Origin of the sequence: Haloarcula sp. Atlit-47R (assembly GCF_003665985.1) — an archaeon.
Classification (GTDB): domain Archaea; phylum Halobacteriota; class Halobacteria; order Halobacteriales; family Haloarculaceae; genus Haloarcula; species Haloarcula taiwanensis.
Window position 1 is genome coordinate 36087 of record NZ_QPLQ01000008.1, and the last position, 17846, is coordinate 53932.

Annotated in this window: 19 protein-coding genes; 6 read left to right on the top strand and 13 right to left on the bottom strand. The window is 54.3% G+C overall.

Annotated features, from left to right (window positions below; translation table 11 throughout):
• Window positions 1-441: 441 nt before the first annotated feature.
• The 4 genes from DVK00_RS21260 to DVK00_RS19405 form a co-directional block, all read right to left on the bottom strand.
• Entirely contained in the window at window positions 442-999 is a 558-nt protein-coding gene (locus DVK00_RS21260) for a hypothetical protein (RefSeq protein ID WP_058992165.1), read from the bottom strand.
• Window positions 1000-1120: 121 nt separating this feature from the next.
• Window positions 1121-1447, bottom strand: a complete 327-nt coding sequence (locus DVK00_RS19400; protein WP_147435934.1) for a hypothetical protein — start codon at window positions 1445-1447, stop codon at window positions 1121-1123.
• A gap of 62 nt (window positions 1448-1509) precedes the next feature.
• Complete coding sequence (locus DVK00_RS21265) at window positions 1510-1710, bottom strand: hypothetical protein (RefSeq protein WP_058992169.1); 201 nt, start codon at window positions 1708-1710, stop codon at window positions 1510-1512.
• Window positions 1711-1943: 233 nt separating this feature from the next.
• Window positions 1944-2957, bottom strand: coding sequence for a hypothetical protein (locus tag DVK00_RS19405; protein WP_121578359.1), 1014 nt, complete (start codon window positions 2955-2957; stop codon window positions 1944-1946).
• Between the two features lie 214 nt (window positions 2958-3171).
• Here DVK00_RS19405 and DVK00_RS19410 point away from each other — a divergent pair, with 214 nt between their 5' ends.
• Window positions 3172-3819: a hypothetical protein gene (locus DVK00_RS19410; protein WP_121538023.1), complete on the top strand. Its 648-nt coding sequence runs from the start codon at window positions 3172-3174 to the stop codon at window positions 3817-3819.
• Window positions 3820-4474: 655 nt separating this feature from the next.
• On the opposite strand, the gene DVK00_RS19415 is transcribed toward DVK00_RS19410, so the two are convergent.
• The 5 genes from DVK00_RS19415 to DVK00_RS19435 all read right to left on the bottom strand — a co-directional run bounded on the left by DVK00_RS19415 (window position 4475) and on the right by DVK00_RS19435 (window position 9267).
• Complete coding sequence (locus DVK00_RS19415) at window positions 4475-5056, bottom strand: hypothetical protein (protein WP_121578360.1); 582 nt, start codon at window positions 5054-5056, stop codon at window positions 4475-4477.
• A gap of 171 nt (window positions 5057-5227) precedes the next feature.
• Complete coding sequence (locus DVK00_RS19420; RefSeq protein WP_121538027.1) at window positions 5228-6436, bottom strand: orc1/cdc6 family replication initiation protein; 1209 nt, start codon at window positions 6434-6436, stop codon at window positions 5228-5230.
• A gap of 522 nt (window positions 6437-6958) precedes the next feature.
• Window positions 6959-7951, bottom strand: coding sequence for a hypothetical protein (locus tag DVK00_RS19425; protein WP_121578361.1), 993 nt, complete (start codon window positions 7949-7951; stop codon window positions 6959-6961).
• A 155-nt stretch (window positions 7952-8106) separates the two neighbouring features.
• On the bottom strand, window positions 8107-8931 hold the full coding sequence (locus tag DVK00_RS19430; RefSeq protein ID WP_121578362.1) for a hypothetical protein: 825 nt from the start codon (window positions 8929-8931) through the stop codon (window positions 8107-8109).
• 57 nt (window positions 8932-8988) lie between these two features.
• Window positions 8989-9267, bottom strand: coding sequence for a hypothetical protein (locus tag DVK00_RS19435; protein ID WP_121578363.1), 279 nt, complete (start codon window positions 9265-9267; stop codon window positions 8989-8991).
• A 122-nt stretch (window positions 9268-9389) separates the two neighbouring features.
• Here DVK00_RS19435 and DVK00_RS19440 point away from each other — a divergent pair, with 122 nt between their 5' ends.
• Complete coding sequence (locus DVK00_RS19440; RefSeq protein WP_121578364.1) at window positions 9390-9716, top strand: PadR family transcriptional regulator; 327 nt, start codon at window positions 9390-9392, stop codon at window positions 9714-9716.
• 188 nt (window positions 9717-9904) lie between these two features.
• Here the strand turns inward: DVK00_RS19440 and DVK00_RS19445 are convergent, their stop codons facing one another.
• Entirely contained in the window at window positions 9905-10300 is a 396-nt protein-coding gene (locus DVK00_RS19445) for a hypothetical protein (RefSeq protein WP_080510005.1), read from the bottom strand.
• A complete protein-coding gene (locus tag DVK00_RS19450; RefSeq protein ID WP_121578365.1) occupies window positions 10297-11169 on the bottom strand; it encodes a ParA family protein in 873 nt (290 codons plus the stop codon). Before DVK00_RS19450 ends, DVK00_RS19445 begins: the two co-directional genes overlap by 4 nt.
• A 378-nt stretch (window positions 11170-11547) precedes the next feature.
• Between DVK00_RS19450 and DVK00_RS19455 the strand changes: the two genes are divergently transcribed.
• The gene (locus tag DVK00_RS19455; RefSeq protein ID WP_233560848.1) at window positions 11548-11901 is read left to right on the top strand and encodes a hypothetical protein; all 354 of its coding nucleotides are present in this window, start codon (window positions 11548-11550) and stop codon (window positions 11899-11901) included.
• Between the two features lie 67 nt (window positions 11902-11968).
• Here the strand turns inward: DVK00_RS19455 and DVK00_RS19460 are convergent, their stop codons facing one another.
• Window positions 11969-12307 carry a HalOD1 output domain-containing protein gene (locus DVK00_RS19460; RefSeq protein ID WP_121578367.1) on the bottom strand — a complete coding sequence of 113 codons (339 nt, stop codon included), beginning with the start codon at window positions 12305-12307 and terminating at the stop codon, window positions 11969-11971.
• Window positions 12308-12418: 111 nt separating this feature from the next.
• The gene (locus DVK00_RS19465) at window positions 12419-13225 is read right to left on the bottom strand and encodes a TrmB family transcriptional regulator (RefSeq protein ID WP_121578368.1); all 807 of its coding nucleotides are present in this window, start codon (window positions 13223-13225) and stop codon (window positions 12419-12421) included.
• A 292-nt stretch (window positions 13226-13517) separates the two neighbouring features.
• On the opposite strand from DVK00_RS19465, the gene DVK00_RS19470 reads away from it, so the two are divergent.
• From DVK00_RS19470 to DVK00_RS19480, 3 genes are all read left to right on the top strand, one after another.
• Window positions 13518-14348, top strand: a complete 831-nt coding sequence (locus DVK00_RS19470; protein WP_199722499.1) for a TrmB family transcriptional regulator — start codon at window positions 13518-13520, stop codon at window positions 14346-14348.
• A 63-nt stretch (window positions 14349-14411) separates the two neighbouring features.
• Window positions 14412-16088, top strand: coding sequence for a transposase (locus DVK00_RS19475; protein WP_121578369.1), 1677 nt, complete (start codon window positions 14412-14414; stop codon window positions 16086-16088).
• A 354-nt stretch (window positions 16089-16442) separates the two neighbouring features.
• On the top strand, window positions 16443-17477 hold the full coding sequence (locus DVK00_RS19480; RefSeq protein ID WP_121578370.1) for a site-specific integrase: 1035 nt from the start codon (window positions 16443-16445) through the stop codon (window positions 17475-17477).
• The last annotated feature ends 369 nt before the right edge of the window (window positions 17478-17846 follow it).

The window sequence follows — 17846 nt, forward strand, 5'->3', positions numbered from 1 at the left end:
TAGATTCCCACGATACAGCGTCTCTCGATTAATTCTAGCAGTTCAGACTTGACGCGGCACTAGATTTGCGGCTATGGTTTCTAGAGTTCTGCGATGGATCGACCCCAGCCGCTGTTAATTTGGGGGAGAACGTGTCCGGCAATTCGTCTTTAGATAATACTCATAGTAATACTGTTAGACCGTGATTTTCGGTCGAATTTTGCCTTCAAACCACAATAGAACGTCGAAAAACACCGATTTTAGCGTTGGTCATCGTAGGATTTGACAAGGAACAGCGCTTCGACCGACGGAATTGCTCTTCCTAATCTCTGTAGTTATAATTATAATTCTGAAAATTACTACTGGTGTTAGCTAAAGACGAATGCGTGTCCGGCTCTCCCCCACAGAAACGGACGGGGAGCCAGTCTATTCAGTTGAGATGGACTTGCCCAGTAGCAGGTATTATCCTAGCAAAACCAGTAGAACAATCGCTACTAGAGAAGAAAGTAGAAAAGCAGTTCCCCAGCCAAATCGACGCGCTTCTTTATGTAGAAGATCCATATTATCATCGGACCACTTGAAATAAACTGCTGACATTATTCGTTTATATTCAGTTGAATCATAACCACTCTCTAAAGCAGAGTGTAAATTGGCAGATGAGGGGCCAGCAACTTGACCGCTAAGTTCATAGTATCCAAGAATGTAGCTTGTGACAGCTATTGAAAGGAATATGAACGGAAGAGCTGCGAAATAGGGATTAGACTCTACCCCGATATTATCACCTCCGAAGCGATACAGCGCAAGGTACAACGAGCCTAATAGAAGAGCAACTTTTACCATTTCAATTGCCTGTTGCCGCCGGGTACTGGCTTCATCATATCCTCTAGAGAAAGTGTCCTCACCTTGTTTTAAGCTAATTTCCCAAAACTCATCGTCAACACTTTCTGCATCACCAATCGCCTCACCGATCTGGTCAAGGCTGACAGATTTCTTCTGCTCTGGATGCTCTTTTGGGTCCATATGGTAGTTAGTTTAGTAGTAAAAATAAATCCGGCTGAATATATTTGAATATATATTATTTTGAGTCGCAACACTCTCAAGCTCACCGAATCACTACCACACTCTGTGAGTCAATGATCGCTCAGAAGACCAGATAAATTACATCTGGCCGAACAATGAGGACGGCGCCAGCTATGTAAAACACAATTGATTTTAATTCTAAATGATTCCATCCAGTGGTTTCATTCACAGCAACCATCCCCAGCAGCAGTAATCCGCCGACGATTTGCGCAGGATGAAGTTGAGGAAGTATTGATACCCAGATGCTCTTGATTTGTGGGGTAAATAGAGAGACACCAATCAGGCTTCCAAGAAGTATTATAACTGCCTCATGCTTTCCCCGGAAGCTGCCCCCAGATAGGAAGTAGCCATCCCCTGCTTCGTAGACGCTTAGACCGATTATCGCCATAGTCAATCCAGTGAAAATGCTGGGCAACTGGTTTGAGATGTATTCGAATAGTCCCAATTGCATTAGAGCCACCTTCCGTAGGCGATTACCATAATAAGCAGAGCGAAAGCACCTATAACCCCAAAAACGTTCATCGTTCGGATGGTATTTCCGAATATTACGTATCCTGAAGCTAGCATCCCCTTCTGAAGGGCCATTGCACCACCTATTGCAACGCACAACAAGAGAATGTAACTGGGAAGTCCACTTGGATCAACTGACATTCAAATACATCTGACTCATTGTTTGCATATAAATCGTACACCCGGGTTAATTCGTCTGCTTCTGGTATGTGCTCAATATAGAGGGAAATCTCCGACTTTCACCCGAGAACCGGACACATCCTTTCGGCTGCTCAGCTATACTGACCGTCGATCAAGAACCGAATAGTGACTGTGAACAGTTCTATGACACGCTGTGTCTTCACAGCACCCGTTACGCTTTGCCGACACGACAGCTACCGCTCCCACGGGAAGAAGCCATTCCGCTCGCGATAGGCACTGACCTGGTCCTGAAACTCTTGTTCTTGGAAGTCTGGCTCGTCGCCGTGGATATCCTCCGGTGAGACGCCGTCGGGAAGATGCTCATAGCCCGTGACGTCCGCCGTGTTATCTTCCTGTTCGGGCTCGTGTCGGTGGTGCCCACACTCCCTGCAGGTCCAGATCAGCCGGTCAAGATGTGGGTGGCACTCGAAGCCGTCCAGCCCGTGTGATTCGTGTCCCGTCACGGCGCCACACTGCCGACAGTGGAACCCGATACCGATTATCTCCGGTTCGGCTCTTGCCTGATGGCGCTGCACGACACCGGGAACAAGCCAGTACGTGCCGTCGTCCTCCCGGAACTCATCCGTGAGCTGCTGGAACTCCGAGCGGTCGGTGACCGGCGACCCGTCCTCGAGATAGATCCGTGGCTGGACGTCGTCTCCATCCCAGTTGGTCTGCTCGTCGGCTGTCTCCAAGAGTGCCTGTCCGGGTTCCTCGTCGACCGTGGTTTCGGTCGGCAGGTCGGGCCAGCCCTTCGTGAGAGTGGCGGCTGGCTCGGTCCCGAACGCTGCTCGACACTTCACGGTTCCATGGGAGACATCCTCGCCGCTCGCGATGCTGTCGGAAACGGAGAAGGCCGCAGCGCCGAGGGCTCGTGCATGGAAGTCAGTGTTCGCTTCGACGAGCGCGAGTACTACCCGCCCGAACGTCCACTCCCCAAGTGGGCTGCTATCCTGATCGTCGGACGAAGTCTCTGAGATACCGGTTTGAGCGCAGAACGGACACTGGCGTTCACCACGAGGAATGTCCTGTCCGCAGGTCGAACAGGTGCGAGCATCATCCTCTGTACGGTCGGGATACTTGGTGGAGTCGAGGACTCGTTCCCGTCCGTTCCCCCTCGTTTCAGGGTCGGAACTCGTTGCGCCGAGGATATCAGCGGGATCGTACTCAGGATTTCGGTCAGTCACACGCTTGGTTGCGTTCGTCATCGTATTTAAACTCCGGCCCCGAGGGAAGCACAAACCGACAGAGAGCGAGAGTCTTGCCTGATACAGTGAAACAGTTGTCGACCTGATGATGTTGTCACTAGTTGCCGTGCAAGATGTAGAGTATGAAGACAGCAACGACACATTTGCACTGGTGGTTCCGACGATGAAACCGTGGCCCGATTGTTTTAAGAATCGGGTCCCTTCCTGACACATAATGTCCCTGACTGACTCTCTGCTGGGCACCAGCCCCGTCCGCCGTGCCGCCTACGCTGTGGGGCTGATTGCGCTGTTCGGTATCGTGTTCGGTTTCACTTGGTCGCAGGCCATCATCGTCGCAGCTGTCGTGCTCGTGGGCGAATCCGCCGAACTCGCGCGTCCGTTGCCCGGACTGGATGAACGCCATTTCCGACTCGTACTCGGTCTCGTTGCCGTAGCTGCCGGTGGGGTCGCCTATTGGGCGCAAGGAGACGCGACAGTCGCCGCGGTCGGAGTCGGCGGCGGTGGCTGGCTTCTGCTGGACGCACTCTATAGCCTCCGGGAAGGCATTCTGTCGGGCGACGACGGGATGGCTGAAGCCGATTCCAGCGAAGTGTTTCTGTCGATGCAGGTCGGCCACCTCGTCGCCGAGGAACTGAAGGACGGTCCGAAGACGGTCCCGGAACTCGCTGATGCCTGTGATATGACCGAGTCACGTGTCCGCGAGGCACTGGACTACCACGAGCAGGCGGACACCGCCTACAGGGACGGCGGTCAGTGGCACCTCGACGAGTCGAAAATCGGGGCGTGGGCGTTCGTCAGGGACAACACCCGGCGCGCTCTGGCCCGGTTTTTTCGTCCGTTCCGGCTATTCGTACCGTCGTGACTACTTCTCATCAGTTCCCTCGACTGTGCGGGCTGCGGTGTGACTTCCGTTGCGGGATACGCGCCTTCTATTCAGCAGTCTCTCAACGGACTCCTGCCATTTCTGTCATAAACGCGGTGACCGACTCAGAGGGTACAGTCAGCACGACGATGGCAGCCATACTATTCCTAATCTGCTGAATTAGCCCGGCTATCCGAGGTGTGGTTTGAGTATACAAAAACAATATTACGATTGGAAATTGCAGAAACTGTTGAAACGTGCTCCGAATATTGGCAAAAATCCACCATTACCGACTCCCAATTCTTGGTGTATGCGGGGCAATAATGACTATCGTACTCTCTAACCCGGGCAGTAGTCCGGCCACTGTAGGCCCACTCAGTGTAGATATTTTCTGGGTTTCTCTGGCTGTGTGTGGAACACTGATACTATCTGTTCCCGTTCTTGGTGAGTATGATCCAGGGGAATATGGATTAGAACCCTAGAAACGCAAGAAGTAGCACTTCTGTGCCGCTGATTCGGATTCTCTATAATCCAGAGCGGGGTTGGTGTAAGACTCGCGCTGTGCATCTTGCACAGCCCGATCTACCAATCTCGAGACAGATACCAGTGTTTTGCTGTCTTCGGTAAGAGCCGAGAGCGATATAGGACGAGTTGGCTACTCGCCGTCCGTGTCGTCCGTCACTTCTGCGATGAACGTGTCCGTGGCCCTGTCCAAGTCATACTGGTTGATGAGTTCGAGGGCAGCCAGCGCTGCGCCTGTGTCTACTAGGCCTGCGGCGAGCAACCGTTTGAGACGAAGAGTGCCTTTGTGGGCACGGTCGGAATCTGAACCGCGCATCTGGGAAAATTCCATGAGGAGTCGTCGCCAAGCAGTCGCCGAGCCGGTCACCGTGAGATTCCAGTCCGGGGCTTCATACCTAGAGGACGACTGCCGGCGGTAGTGGCCTTCAAGTCTGTCGAGCAAGTCGTCGATGATCGTGCCCTTCTCAACGGTCCGTCCGTGTATGGCGTAGTCTGGGTCGACGAGATTGCGCCACTCGTCGTAGGAGTCGATATCGTACTCGACAGCTAGCTCGACCTCGACTGTTTCGAGACAATCGGCCTTCCCGGGTTCATTGACTCGTCGAAGTCGATCTGCGGTCCCTTCGGCGCGGACTGTGAGGTCTGGGAACTGCGCTTCGCTAGATGCTGGGTGCTTTTCTCCGGTCTGCTTGCCGTTGGTGGTCTTCGATGCCATGGGTACTGTCGGGACGCTCTCACTGGACCGCCCCGCACCTGACTGGGGGCCAAAAAACAGAATTTTGGTGAGAACAGCTGGCGTAGCTGGGCACGTAGCGAGTTCTGGTTACGTCTCACGAAATGAGCGCAACCCCAAGGAATTCGCCTCGCCGGAGAAAGAGACTGTAATTCAGGTTTCAAGTGTGAGGACGATATCTGCGTCCCACAGGAGAGTGTACTGGCTATAGTGCCCTTTCCCTTCTCCAGTCCCTCGTCGACTCCCTGCAATCTCTAAGAAGCAGAGTTCGTTGAGTAGCTGTCGGGTCCGTTCTGTTGAAAGCGGATCTGCCCCACTCTGCTCACAAATATTGAGATACATCTCGCGTATTCGCATCGTCCGGAACCATTCTCGGTCTGGGTGGTTCTGACTGAGGTTCGCTAGCGCGACTAGAACATGCTTGCTATGGGGCGGAAGCCCAGAAATCAATTCAAGCAACCGGTCAGACTCTGCTGAGGCGCGTGCATCCGAAAGGTGTGACTCTTTTACTCGCTCAGCGTTCTCCTTGTTTGCTTGGTCACCAGCATACCGGAGGAGGCGCATAGCCTTTCGTGCGTCTCCATGTTCCTTAGCGCTCAGTGCCGCAGCACGAGGAATGACCCCCTCGTCAAGGACGCCGTCAACGAAGGCATCGGTCCGATTTTGAAGGATCTCTCGAATTTGCTCCGCATCATAAGGTTCAAAAATAAACTCGTTATGACCGAACGAACTCTTTGTCCGTTCGCTCATTTTGTCCCGATAGTTGATTTTGTTTGATACCGCTATCACTCCAATTGGAACGTCAACACTCCCGTCTTCCCCGGCTCTTGACAAGGCCATCAGAAGATCGTCGTTATTGAGTTTGTCAACTTCGTCTAAGACAATGATTGCAGCGTCATAAAATTCGTTCAGGACCGACCACACCCGTTCAAAATACTCGTTCTCTGAAATCCCGCGTGCCGGAAACTTTACACCGCTTTCTGGTGGGTTGATTGCACGACCGTATTTGCTCAGAGCGTCAGAGTTACCCTTTGCCTGCTGACAATTAATATATCCTGTAGCAAGCTTCACATCCCGGTTTTCAGCTTCTTCCCGAGCAATCTTGGAGACGTGCTTTGCGACGAGTGACTTCCCACATCCGGTTTTCCCGTAGATGATGATCGAATTCGGCGGCTTCCCGACGACAATTGGCCCAATCTCCTCAGCAACTTTCTCTATCTGTTCATCCCGCCCGACGATTCGTTTTTCACTGGGTACATAGTCAATTTGAAGGATCTCACGTTGCTCAAAGATTCTTCCTCCGCTCTTATCGACACTATCAAATACGCTATGGAGTGTCTCTGACCCGTCCTCGCTATCCATTATTAGAGTTAGACAGCAGTCAGCGAAATAAAACTTAGGTACCTGATTATGAGTAAGATGCACCGAAAACTGAGTGAAAAGACAGATATCAGGATTTCCGTCTTACACAAAACTTAGCTGACCCACACCAGATTTTGAGTAAGAGGGAGGGAGACACACACCTAGTTTGGAGTAAGAAAGACAGGTAGGTCGGGGCGGAGAGAAGCAACATAGAGGGTTGTGGCGACACGTTTGTTGTCTCTACACGGACTACACTACTACTTACTAGAACAACTAGACTAGAGGAACACACCTAGTTTGGAGTAAAGACCTCACTCCAGATCAAGTTATCTCGTCTTCTACGACACTAATCGTATAATCCTTACTCAAAATCTGGTGTGTGTGTTTGAGCCTGAGTTTTTGTTGCTGACAGTTCAAACCGATAGAACAGCTACACCTAGTGTCTCCCTCCGCGAACTCACGAAGTGTGTTTGCTCACTTGAGGCGACAACAAACTACTACAAGCAGACAGCTGATGAGCGCTTATTCGGTCGCTGAAGACGTGTGATAGGACGCCCCGGAGTCAAACGAGGTCAGCTCCTCGATGCGGTCTTCGAGTTCCGCAATCTCGTCTTGGAGTTGCTGAACTTCGTCATCGTCAGCATCGCTGGCGACAAGGCGATCTTTCAGTCCCTGAAGACGGGTCTCTTTGGTCTCCTCGTCAACATCGGCTTTGCGGACGTACTCGGTACTCTCGATATCGTACAGATCTGTCTCAGACAGCTCGGTCACCTCAAGAGCATCGTCCACCTTGTCTCGATCAACACTCGTCACGCGCTCGCGGTCAATCCCAGCGGCTTCCAGTGCGTTCAGCACAGTCTCCTCGTCTTTGAGCGAGCGTTGACGGCGTGCAGTTCGCTGGACGGAGCCAAACTGCCCGCTGACTGGTTGGTCGTGATGGAGCCGACTCAGGATGACGTCAGCGACCTCTTTCCGAAGGTCGTTGGCACTGCGCTGGACATCCGACAGCATTGTGTACAGGTCCACGAGCGTATCCGTCTCGGTATCGCCAAACATGTCGACGTCGTGGCGCTCAAGCGCATCAGTCAACAGGAGTGCGTCGCTGTACACTTGCAGATCCGGCTCAGTCCGCTCGGTCTCTTTATCTTCATCGCCGGTCGTAGCGATCTGTGTCGTGGTTTCGAGGTCGCTCTGTCGGATGATGCCGGCGTCTTCATCAATCTCTATTCGTGGATGGAGCGACCAGACCGTAGCGAAGGGTTCGGCGTCGGGTGGCAATCGGTCAAGAGCGAACTCCTGATTTGGTTCGTCATGCACCCGCCGAAACAGCGTTTCGAACTGTTCGCGCTGGAGTGGTCGTGTCTCATCCTTTTCGACGTAGTCGACGATGATTCGGTGTTCCTGTGTCTCACTGATCCGGAATGGCGTATGTGAGAGCGGTGTCACCAGCACTGCATCAGATGGGAGTTCATCAGCCTCCTCCAACAGCGTATGCCAGTTGACACTGAACGACATATTCGATCCAGTACTGCCACCATCAAATGACTACTGCTCACGCGTGCAGACACACCACCATTTCCGGTGAAAAACCACCAGACAGCAGTAGTGTTTACACTCGAAACACGGTGTGGTGAACCTGGGATGTGACCATGCTCAGCGCAGGAATGGCCCTACACTTCGAGTGCCTCCATCGGCTCAACCTCGAAGGTCAGCAGATGCGACCGGAGTTGGGCGTAGGCCCCGTCACCGTCAGTCGTGACACAGTACCGATTTGGCCTTGCCTGACGAGGATTGCCGTCGTTCTCTTGCCACGCCGCCAGCGTGAACTCAAGCGCCTCCAACTCGCTGTCAGCGTCTTCAAAGACGGCCGCGACCGACGGCGTCCCATGGTTGTCAGCGACGTAGGCAACCTCAACAGCGTCGTGGTTGGCGTCAAGTCTCGTCCACCCATCGAGCGCTTCCGGCGGGTCCTCGGCGAACTGCTCGATTTCGCGCTGAGTCAGTTCGGCTTCTGCGGCGTCGCGCCACGCTTGCTTGATGTCCTCGGCTTGGGACCGCTCGATCTCCTGAAGGACGTCGCTGTCGATACAGTCGGCGGCCCACGCAAGCACGGTCTTGGCCTTCTTGTACCTCTCCTCGGGTTCGCCGTCCAGCTGTCCGAAGTTCATCTCTTGGGGAGACATCAAGAGAACTGACGACCGCCAGTAGCCGGGGTCAGCGTCGCATTCCTCGTCGGCATTGGGAGCCCACGACTCCATCGAGGTACGGACTTCCTCGTGGTGTCCGAAGCCGGTTCGGACGCCGCCGGCACGCAGGATTCGCTCCGCGAGGTCGATAGTTCGCTCGCGCTCGTCAGCGGGCGCTTCATCGGGGCGGTCAACGTCGGCGTAGAATGGCAAGCCGACTTTGCTGATGATCGTCTGTTTGTAGTTTGGGATAAGCAGTGGTTCATCGACGAAGATCGGGTCAAACGGTGGTTCGGTTGTCGGCAACATACTGGAAAGCCTCCAGCCATGGAGGCGACACAAAATCGCCCTGCGGCAGAGTCCGATCTAGAGGTACTGGTCAGCGGTGTCGCCGTGGTTCGCTTCCAGGGCTCCCCAGTCCGCCATCGCGTCGTACTCTGGTCGAACCTCGCCGTCCGAGAGCATATCGTCGACGAAGGCTTGGACTTGTTCATCGACGGGCGCGCCCTGCAGGTCGCGCTCACGAGCGACAAACTGGATACCACAGATTGTGCGTCCGTCTGCTGCAAGTTGCCAGAGCAGGAGCTTTCGGTTCTGGTAGGTTGCGAGTTCGGTCAGCAATGCGTCGTCTGGTGGGTTGGACATTATGTGGAACCTCCGACTGTGAGGGCTGCACAAAACGAACATTGTGAGTAAGGCAAAGAGGCGATACAGCGCTTCAGGAGGCTTCCCAAGGCGTGTTCGGATGAGTGCGAATAAATAAGATTATGACTCTCGGACGTGGCGTTTGGTTTGACAGGATGTACGATGTGAATAGTTTTAAACGTGACATGTTAGTCGTGATCGCAGGCATGGATAATCCGATGGGGACAGAACTCACCGCCGAACTGCAGGAATACTATGCTGAGGAGATCACAGTCGGACGCGTGTATCCGCAACTGGACGAAATGGCTGAGAAAGGACTTATCAAGAAAATGGATAAGAACGGACGAGGAAATGAGTATCGACTGACAAGGCGTGGCGTGCGAGACCTCCAAGGCCATCGAGAGTGGGAAAATCAGTATCTGGCTCCGATTGACGAGCTTTCTGTGTAGTGATCTTGAAAGAATGTAGATCGGAATTTTCCAGAGAATTGGTTACGTGGCCGAGGTTAGTGATAATTTTCAAGAAGCGGTTACACGACTTCAACCCTGAGCCCCAAGCCATAGGCTAAAACTATAGGTTTTTGCTATAGGGTTTAGGTATAGGACAATTCCATTGGCTACAGCTGTACTAACAGGGACTAGATGGTGGTCGTCCGGCGATCTTCAACGGCTTGCTTGAGGTCATCCATGACATCGTCAGTACCCTCTTGAAGCCCTACACGGACGGCTAGTCGAATAATAGCGCTTCGGCTTTCGTCTGTGAGGCCCGACTCTCCGTCGTACGCCTCACGTAATTGATTAAATATATCGTCCATTCGATCATCCTCCTCAAGTGCCTGAAGGACAGCTGCAAGTGTCGGGTCATATGCAGTAACTGTCTCAGAGAGGTCCCCAGCTTCGGCTGAGTCAAGCGCGTCAACAAGGACATCAACGAAAGAGGCCTGATTTTGGGGATCATCGCGATCTAAGCGGTTTCCGGTTGATTCCTCTTCTCGCAGCTCATCTAATCTCTCATCAATATCGTTATCTGTCATTGGCTCTCTCCAAGTCGGTAGTACAGTTCTTCAGCGTTTGCAAGGAATGCATCACGCGCATCTTTGCCAGTCTTTAGAAGGCTATCTTCATTGAGATCAAACAACGTTTGACCCGCTTCAGTGACGGTCCGAATTTGCTGTGAGTCAACGACAAATTCTGGAGCCACGAGATCCGCGAACTCTTTCTCGAAGCGTTCCAGGAGGTCAGCATGGAGCGTAGTCCGCCTGTCAAACAGATTCGGAATGAGCATTCTTAGTCGTACGTCTTGCCCGTAGTTCGAGCGGATCTGTTCAAGATCATCTTCAAGAGAGCGCGCTTGCTTAAGCTCGAAACTACCCATACTGACTGGTGTCACAACGTTCTGAGCGGCCCAAAGGCCATTATAAGTGATATTGTTAGCGAGTCCTGGCATATCCAGTAGAACTACATCCCATCGGTTGACTGGCTCCACAAACTCGTCTAAGAATGTTTGGAGTCGATTATACCGTTCGTCAACGTTGTCAATGTTGCCTAGGTCTGCATCCAGTCCATCGAGATCTGGGTGCGCCGGAATAAGATCAATACCGGCGTTAGTCTGGTAGACCAGTCGGTCAACTGCCTCCTCGTCTCCGACCATGTCTGCCACGTCGCTCCACCGACTTCCCATCGTTGTCGCAACATTTGGGAAGTCGTCCTCATTCTCAATGTCAGTCTGGACCTCTTCAAGAATGCCAAGTGCATCAGCGCAGTCTCCCTGCTTCCCGGCTAAGTCAACTACAAGCACACTATAACCGAGCTCATTGAGTGCAGCGCCCAGATGAACCGCACTTGTTGTTTTTCCAGTACCTCCCTTATCAAGGTATAGTGCTGCACGGCGTGTCTCAGCCATTACTACCACCCTGTAACTGTACCATATAGGTATACCCTATAGGTTCATGCTATATAAATTATAGTCAGACATGGAATTATGTTCGACTCATCGTAACCGCTGAGACCCCTGAATTCCCACGAACTAGCCGGCCTATCTTAGAGTCCTAAAATTATGTTGTTTCTTAGAGGTCAGAATTTGAGCGCAGAAGTTGAGACTGGCCGTCTCAATGCATACGGTTTTGAGATCATTTTCTCCCCAAATTTTCCCAGATACACCGCGAACTGTCTACACACTTTGAGGATCCGGGTTAACGACACGGGTATCCGCTAGCTCCGTGAAGTATCTAGTCCATGTTCTTGCGAGCCGATGCCCCGACTGGACATGGTGGGACCACTCATGAGCAACTCAGAACAGCGGATGACGACCGAGACAGCACTAAAGCTGCTGACCAACCAGCAGCGACAACAGATCCTCCGCCGGGTGGCTGACACACCCGACGGGACGACTGTCGACCAACTCACACAGCACCTGGAAGGGGAGGATTCACTGCAACCCGATGGCAACGGTTCTGTAGAACATCGAGGTATCGAGCTTCACCACGTTCACCTGCCGAAGTTACAGGACGCGAACGTGATCGAGTACGACACCAGCCAGGGAACTGTGCATCGAGGTCGAGAGTTCCAAAATGTTCTCAGACTGCTTGAGGCCATCGACGATCACCAAGAAGAGACATCGTCGTCTATCTCCTGATCGTTATTTGATTGAGCAACAGTCGCATGGTCGTGGTCCGGTGGCGTGTTTTGATGGGCCACAGTTCCTATCCGTCGTTTTCCTCTCTGAGGTCTCCATCGACGTGGACTTCTATGCTTCCGTTCTCGCTCACCGAGACGGCGGTGTCGGCGTACCTGAAGGAGACTGTTACTGATGATGACTGTCCGTTGAGTAGTGTGTCGAGTGCATCTGCATCGAGAGTTCCCTGCAGCGGTGGGAGTTCCGTCGTGGGCCGGTCAGTGGCTGCAGCAACTGCTTCGACGACCATCACACTGGGCCGGCCCGACTGCTGCCAGTTGTGACGAACTGTCGGGGGTCTCGCATCTGTGCTGTCGGTCTGGTCGGATATCTCCGAATCATCGACTCTGTTCGTGTCGTCACCCATTAGCGATCACCAGTTATTGTGGAAGAAGCGACAGCGGGAGCAACCACCATTGCTTCTGGCCCCGTATATTGAACCCGGGCCTGTATAGCATTGTTGTGAGTATCTGAGTGACTATTCATCTTGCGAGTCGCGATTGTTGTCGAGTTGCCAAGTGAACAGCGCTTTCAGGACTACGACAAGGCTATTCGTCTGACCCGCGCCCCAGATAGCGGTTTCGTCACGAGGTTCGGGTGGGTGTTCACCGTTGCCGTCGACGAGCACACTCACGAGCGTTTTATTTTGGTCCACCATTAGGAGGCGACCAGCAGGCGTATCCGACCAGTCCCACAGCGATTCGAACAGTTGCGCGTAAGGAACATCCTGTTCGAGCCGGGCTTCGACGGACTGGGACATTTCTGCGAGCCGAATCGAGACCCCACGGTCGCTGACGGTCGAGAGGCATTCAGCGATTTCGTCGGTCAGCAGCTCCTCGGCAGTCATATACACGACCTCATCATCCGCGGCCGAGATGAAATCCACCACGCGTTCGCTCACGGTATCCCGGCCGGTTACCGTCCAGACACCCTGCTGTTCAGTGCTGCGATCTGCCGATGCAAGCTGGTCGAGTGCGTCTGTCAGGACCGTCACACGGTGGTCGTACTCCTGTTCGAAGTGACGGCCGGCCGTCTCTGTCGAAATGGCCCAATATCGCTGGGGGCTCGACTGTTTCACGTCAACGAGACCGCGGTCATGAAGCTCGTCAGCCGCGTCGTAGACGCGTGTTCGGGGGACATCGGCAACTTCACTCACGTCTTGGGCGGTTCCCTCGCCGAGGCTGACGAGGGCGACGAATGTCCGGGCAGCGTAGGTACTGAGGCCGAGCGCTTTGAGCTGTTTGACGGCCGTGGATCGTGCTTGGTCGGATGGATCGCCGGACATTGATTCGTGACCAGTCTCGTGAAAACCACCGTGTATGGTGGTTTCTGACGTGTAGCGACAGAGAGGTTGGGACCAAATCTGTGCCTACACGTCACTCTACCCTCCGTGCTACCCGCACAAAGAAGTATTGTGATTAAGTGAGTGAATAGCTGAATAGCACCGAATTTAAAGCGCTCAGACCACTCACAATCGAAGTAATCCTGTGATAATTTGGGTGACATTGGCGCATCTCGGTGCGACGTACTAAACACTCGGGGCACGAACCATACGGTAGCAGTCGAGGTTGGGACCAATGGAAGATGTTTCAAATCAAGACCAAGCGATCGAATTGCTCCAACAACTCGGGCTCAAAGAGTACGAAGCCAAGTCGTTCGTTGCGCTCGCACGCCGCCAGCGCGGGACGGCCAAGGACATCAGCGAGACCTCTGAAGTTCCCCGGACGCGCGTCTACGACGCGATTCGCGTATTGGAATCGAAGGGGCTGGTAGAAACCCAGCACTCGAACCCACAGATATTTCGAGCAGTCTCCATCGACGAGGCTGTCAACACCCTCCAGTCGGAGTACGCCGAGCGCACCGAGTCACTCCGAAGTGCCCTGAGTGGGCTCGAGCCGACCGATAAGGGAGACTCGACAGAGGCCACCCACGAGGTGTGGTCCATCTCCGGCGACCAAGGCATTACGAGTCGGACGCAGCAGTTGATCGAGGGGTCGACAGAGGAGTTGATCCTTGTGGTCGGCCACGAGAGTGTTTTCACCGACCAGCTGGCCGAACAGCTGCAGGCGGCTCAGGAACGCGATGTGAACGTCATCATTGGGACAGTCGATGAAGACCTCCAGGCCACAATTCAGGATGCCCTGCCTAGTGTCGAAGTGTTCGTCTCAGGATTGGACTGGCTGAGCCGGTCACCGCTTCCAGATGACGATACGGAAATCAGTCGGCTGTTGCTGGCCGACCGTGAGGCGATTTTGGTGAGTTCGTTCACCGAAACGAGAGCAGACGGCCGTGAGCACGAACAAGGAATCTTTGGCCGCGGATTCGACAACGGGCTGGTCGCGATCACTCGGCGGCTGATGGCGACGGGATTGCTGTCTGTGAACGATCCCGAAGCTGAGGAGGCCTGAGTCCCCACGGGAGCGTCAGAGAGAACGTCATACCATTGGCCGAGAACAGCAGACGTGTCTCCGATGGCACCGACTGCCGTCTCTCGGCGCGATGTCTTCCGTTCGATAGCGACAACAGAGTATCTCGACTGGCCGGCCTACGACTCGACGCCACTGTACGACCGGAGTTCACTGCCGGCGCTCACTGAGGATTTCCGGACCGTCTCGGGAATCTGGTTTGAGCACGACGCCCACGACTCGGTTGAGGGGTTCGTCTGTCAGTATCCACTGTCCTATGTGGAGTTCAATTCTCACGACCAGTACTGCGGTCCGACTCGATACGAGATGTCACAGCTCTTCAGGGCGTTCCTGGTGAAGGAGATACACGCCTGGGACCACGAAACCGCGCTCGTCGAGTATCTCCGGCAACACTCAGAAACCCGTCGCTCGCTCGGGTTCAATTCCGTTCCCGACCAGTCGACACTCTGGCGCAGTTGGAACAAGCGCTTCAGTGCCGACCTCCGTGAGACAGTCGAGAGAACGGCTCGGACGCTCCTCATCAACGCACAGAACGCCGGTATTGCGGTGCCTCGTGACCCAGAACGAAAGCTCCAGTATCATAATGACGAGTCTGGGCCGACCGATCCGGACGACCAGACTGTTTTGGAAGAAGCAGCGAAGATCAGCGATCACGTCAGCCGTGTTGTCTTCCCGTCATTCTCGCTGGACCGTGGTGATGGCTGTGAAATCCATGAGAACGCGTACTGGGACTTACAAACGTATCTCGGACTTCGCGAGCGGCTGGCTGCGAACGAAGGGGCTCGCAGTTTCGTCTACGAATCGACTCGGGATCGGACGCCGCTGGGGCACGCCCATCGGGAGCAGATTCGGGACCTCTCGATTGAACAGGTTCGAGCGATGTACCGGCAGGCCATCACTCGGCTCCTGAACGAAGTTGCCGAGACAGAGCAGTTCGTTCGAGCCGGAATCGTCGCAATCGACATTACCGAAGCTACCCCCTTCACAGGCGATAGAACGGGTCACGAGGACGAGATCATCGGAACGAAGGAGAAGACTGACGAGTACGCCTATCAGTGGGCGACGGTCCAGTTAGTCGGCAACGCCGTTCCGCTCGTGCTTGATGCACGACCGGTTCGACGAGGAGATTCACGAAAGGAAATCGTCGAGGACTTGCTGGATTCGGCTGAAGAGTTGGTCCACGTCGATAACGTACTGATGGACCGGGAGTTCGACAGTCAGCACGTCTTGGAGATGATCAGCCAGCGTGGACTCTCCTACGTCGTTCCCAAGCGGATGCAGACCAGCGAGAAAGCCCAGGCCAAGCGGTTACTCCAGCGGGGCCAAGACCGGTATGAAACCGACCGCAAGCTTCATCTGGGCAAGAACGAGTGGCACGAGACGACGCTGATCTACCGCCGGAAAGAAGACTCCGAGCACGACGATTACCGGCAGTATTCAGTGTTCATGACGAATCGGGGGAGTGGGCACCTCACTGAGTACGGCTACCGCTGGGAGATAGAGAGCGGGTACAAATCGATCAAGCGGTTCATGGCTGCGACGACCTCGAAGAATTTTGGGCTTCGCTTCTTTTACTTCTCGTTTGCGTGTCTGCTGTACTCTATCTGGCGAGCAGTGGATTTGCTGGTACAGGTCGAGTTGACCGGTGAGTATGAACATTCGCCGATCGTAACGGCCGACAACACGCTTACGCTGTTGAAGAAGGAAACCGGCATCGGATAGCGAGGATCTCTAACCGTGGTAGCGCGACGTCTGAGTGGCTACACTACCCGCGGTCTCGGAAACACTCCGGATGAGTTGACTATCCAACTATAACGTCCGGCCAGAAAGCGATCTGAATCAGTTTCTGCGCATCGATTCGGCCGAAACCACGCATCACAGCCCCGCTAATCCCGCTGTAGTCTCATCTTCACTTTGAGCGAGATTGATATAGCTACATACACTTTACCAAACACAGAAGTACCGAATTTCTACTACCAGAGTGCCTGAAACGCCGATATTCGGGTTCGCAGATTAGGTTTGTATTATGCCAGTAAGCACCACCAGTTTTAGGCGGGCCGCCGCTGTACGGGAAGCATGGATCGTCTTCCGCCTGCATACGACGCTACTCCCGGGGATGATGCCCTCGAAGCAGCCATCGAGAAACGACTGGTCGATATCGACTCCGGGCGCTACCGAACAAACGTCGCCAGCGTGCTACGGAAGTTCGCAGCTTGGTCCCGGGACCAACATAACATCTCCAGTCCCGAAGACATCGACGATGATCTCTGTCGACAGTATGCTCGCGACCTCGCCCGGGCCGACGATCGGGACGATATCTCACCAGAGACTGCCCGTCGCTACTTCGCCTACGTCCGCTCATTTCTCACATGGGCTGTCTACGAGGGCCTGATTCCGACGAACCCGGCTAAGACCAACCACGCCGAAGGTCCGCTCCCGACCGATGAGACCGAAACAGACCAGCAGTACTGGACTGCACGGGACCGCGACGCCATCTGTGCGACTGCGACTGCCCGCGTCGACGACGCCGGCGAAAGCGACGACGTCGACCGCACGGCGGCCTACCGCGACCAAGCACTCGTCTTTCTACTCGCGTACTCCGGTGCGCGTAGCGCGGAACTCGTCGCTGTTTCTGATGATGAGGAACGAAACGGCCTGCGGTGGCGGCACGTCGACCTCGAAGCCGGCACAATGCAGGTGTTCGGCAAGAACCGCACCCGAGAATCTGCGCCGATCCTTGACGACGCGCTTCGCCCGCTCCGGCGCTGGAAGCAACTCCGAGAGCCTGACGAGAACGAGGCCGTCTTCCCCAGACTCGACAACGCGGCGAAGGCACTGGACCCAACGCCGTCGATCACGACGCAGTCGGCTCGGGATATCCTCGCCAAACTCTGCGAGTGGTCCGACTACGAGTTCGAGGAGCCACTGAAGCCACACGGTGCCCGCCGTGGGCTCGGACGAGAAATCTATCGCGAGAACCCACAGCTGGCACAGGACGTACTCCGGCACAAATCCATCGAGACGACCCACGAAGGGTACGCACAGGAGGCCGCAAAGCGGACACGCGATGAAGCGAACGAGATTATCTCAGACACAGAACGGCTGTTATAGATACAGCAACTCTATTTATCGCTGCAACAGCCAGTACAGGTGGTCCATGTACGCCGAGATTCGTACGGACAGGGAGACTGCAAAAACGTTACCCGCCACACAAACACAGCTTCCTCATATGCCCTCCAGAGACCCTCCGAGTCAGTGGACAGACCCAGAATACGTATCAACTGTTGTCGGGGTGCTTGCTACTGGCGCTTTGATATTCTACAGTTCGCTCACGCAGTCCGGTCCGACTGTCGATGAGATCGCATTCGTGATTCTCACAATTACTGTTCCTACTACCGTCGCTTATGAACTCGCTCGTCGCTTCGGGTGAGGGATACACAGGCCACAGCGTAGCCATTTCACACTCTCTGAAAAAGCCCC

Bases quoted from the DNA above. Each gene is read 5' to 3' on its own strand.
- DVK00_RS21260 (WP_058992165.1), bottom strand. From the start codon at position 999: ATGGACCCAAAAGAGCATCCAGAGCAGAAGAAATCTGTCAGCCTTGAC.
- DVK00_RS19405 (WP_121578359.1), bottom strand. From the start codon at position 2,957: ATGACGAACGCAACCAAGCGTGTGACTGACCGAAATCCTGAGTACGAT.
- DVK00_RS19415 (WP_121578360.1), bottom strand. From the start codon at position 5,056: ATGGCATCGAAGACCACCAACGGCAAGCAGACCGGAGAAAAGCACCCA.
- DVK00_RS19455 (WP_233560848.1), top strand. From the start codon at position 11,548: ATGAGCAACTCAGAACAGCGGATGACGACCGAGACAGCACTAAAGCTG.
- DVK00_RS19470 (WP_199722499.1), top strand. From the start codon at position 13,518: ATGGAAGATGTTTCAAATCAAGACCAAGCGATCGAATTGCTCCAACAA.
- DVK00_RS19475 (WP_121578369.1), top strand. From the start codon at position 14,412: ATGGCACCGACTGCCGTCTCTCGGCGCGATGTCTTCCGTTCGATAGCG.
- DVK00_RS19440 (WP_121578364.1), top strand. From the start codon at position 9,390: ATGACTCTCGGACGTGGCGTTTGGTTTGACAGGATGTACGATGTGAAT.
- DVK00_RS19450 (WP_121578365.1), bottom strand. From the start codon at position 11,169: ATGGCTGAGACACGCCGTGCAGCACTATACCTTGATAAGGGAGGTACT.
- DVK00_RS19400 (WP_147435934.1), bottom strand. From the start codon at position 1,447: ATGGCGATAATCGGTCTAAGCGTCTACGAAGCAGGGGATGGCTACTTC.
- DVK00_RS19460 (WP_121578367.1), bottom strand. From the start codon at position 12,307: ATGGGTGACGACACGAACAGAGTCGATGATTCGGAGATATCCGACCAG.
- DVK00_RS21265 (WP_058992169.1), bottom strand. From the start codon at position 1,710: ATGTCAGTTGATCCAAGTGGACTTCCCAGTTACATTCTCTTGTTGTGC.
- DVK00_RS19420 (WP_121538027.1), bottom strand. From the start codon at position 6,436: ATGGATAGCGAGGACGGGTCAGAGACACTCCATAGCGTATTTGATAGT.
- DVK00_RS19435 (WP_121578363.1), bottom strand. From the start codon at position 9,267: ATGTCCAACCCACCAGACGACGCATTGCTGACCGAACTCGCAACCTAC.
- DVK00_RS19445 (WP_080510005.1), bottom strand. From the start codon at position 10,300: ATGACAGATAACGATATTGATGAGAGATTAGATGAGCTGCGAGAAGAG.
- DVK00_RS19430 (WP_121578362.1), bottom strand. From the start codon at position 8,931: ATGTTGCCGACAACCGAACCACCGTTTGACCCGATCTTCGTCGATGAA.
- DVK00_RS19480 (WP_121578370.1), top strand. From the start codon at position 16,443: ATGGATCGTCTTCCGCCTGCATACGACGCTACTCCCGGGGATGATGCC.
- DVK00_RS19465 (WP_121578368.1), bottom strand. From the start codon at position 13,225: ATGTCCGGCGATCCATCCGACCAAGCACGATCCACGGCCGTCAAACAG.
- DVK00_RS19410 (WP_121538023.1), top strand. From the start codon at position 3,172: ATGTCCCTGACTGACTCTCTGCTGGGCACCAGCCCCGTCCGCCGTGCC.
- DVK00_RS19425 (WP_121578361.1), bottom strand. From the start codon at position 7,951: ATGTCGTTCAGTGTCAACTGGCATACGCTGTTGGAGGAGGCTGATGAA.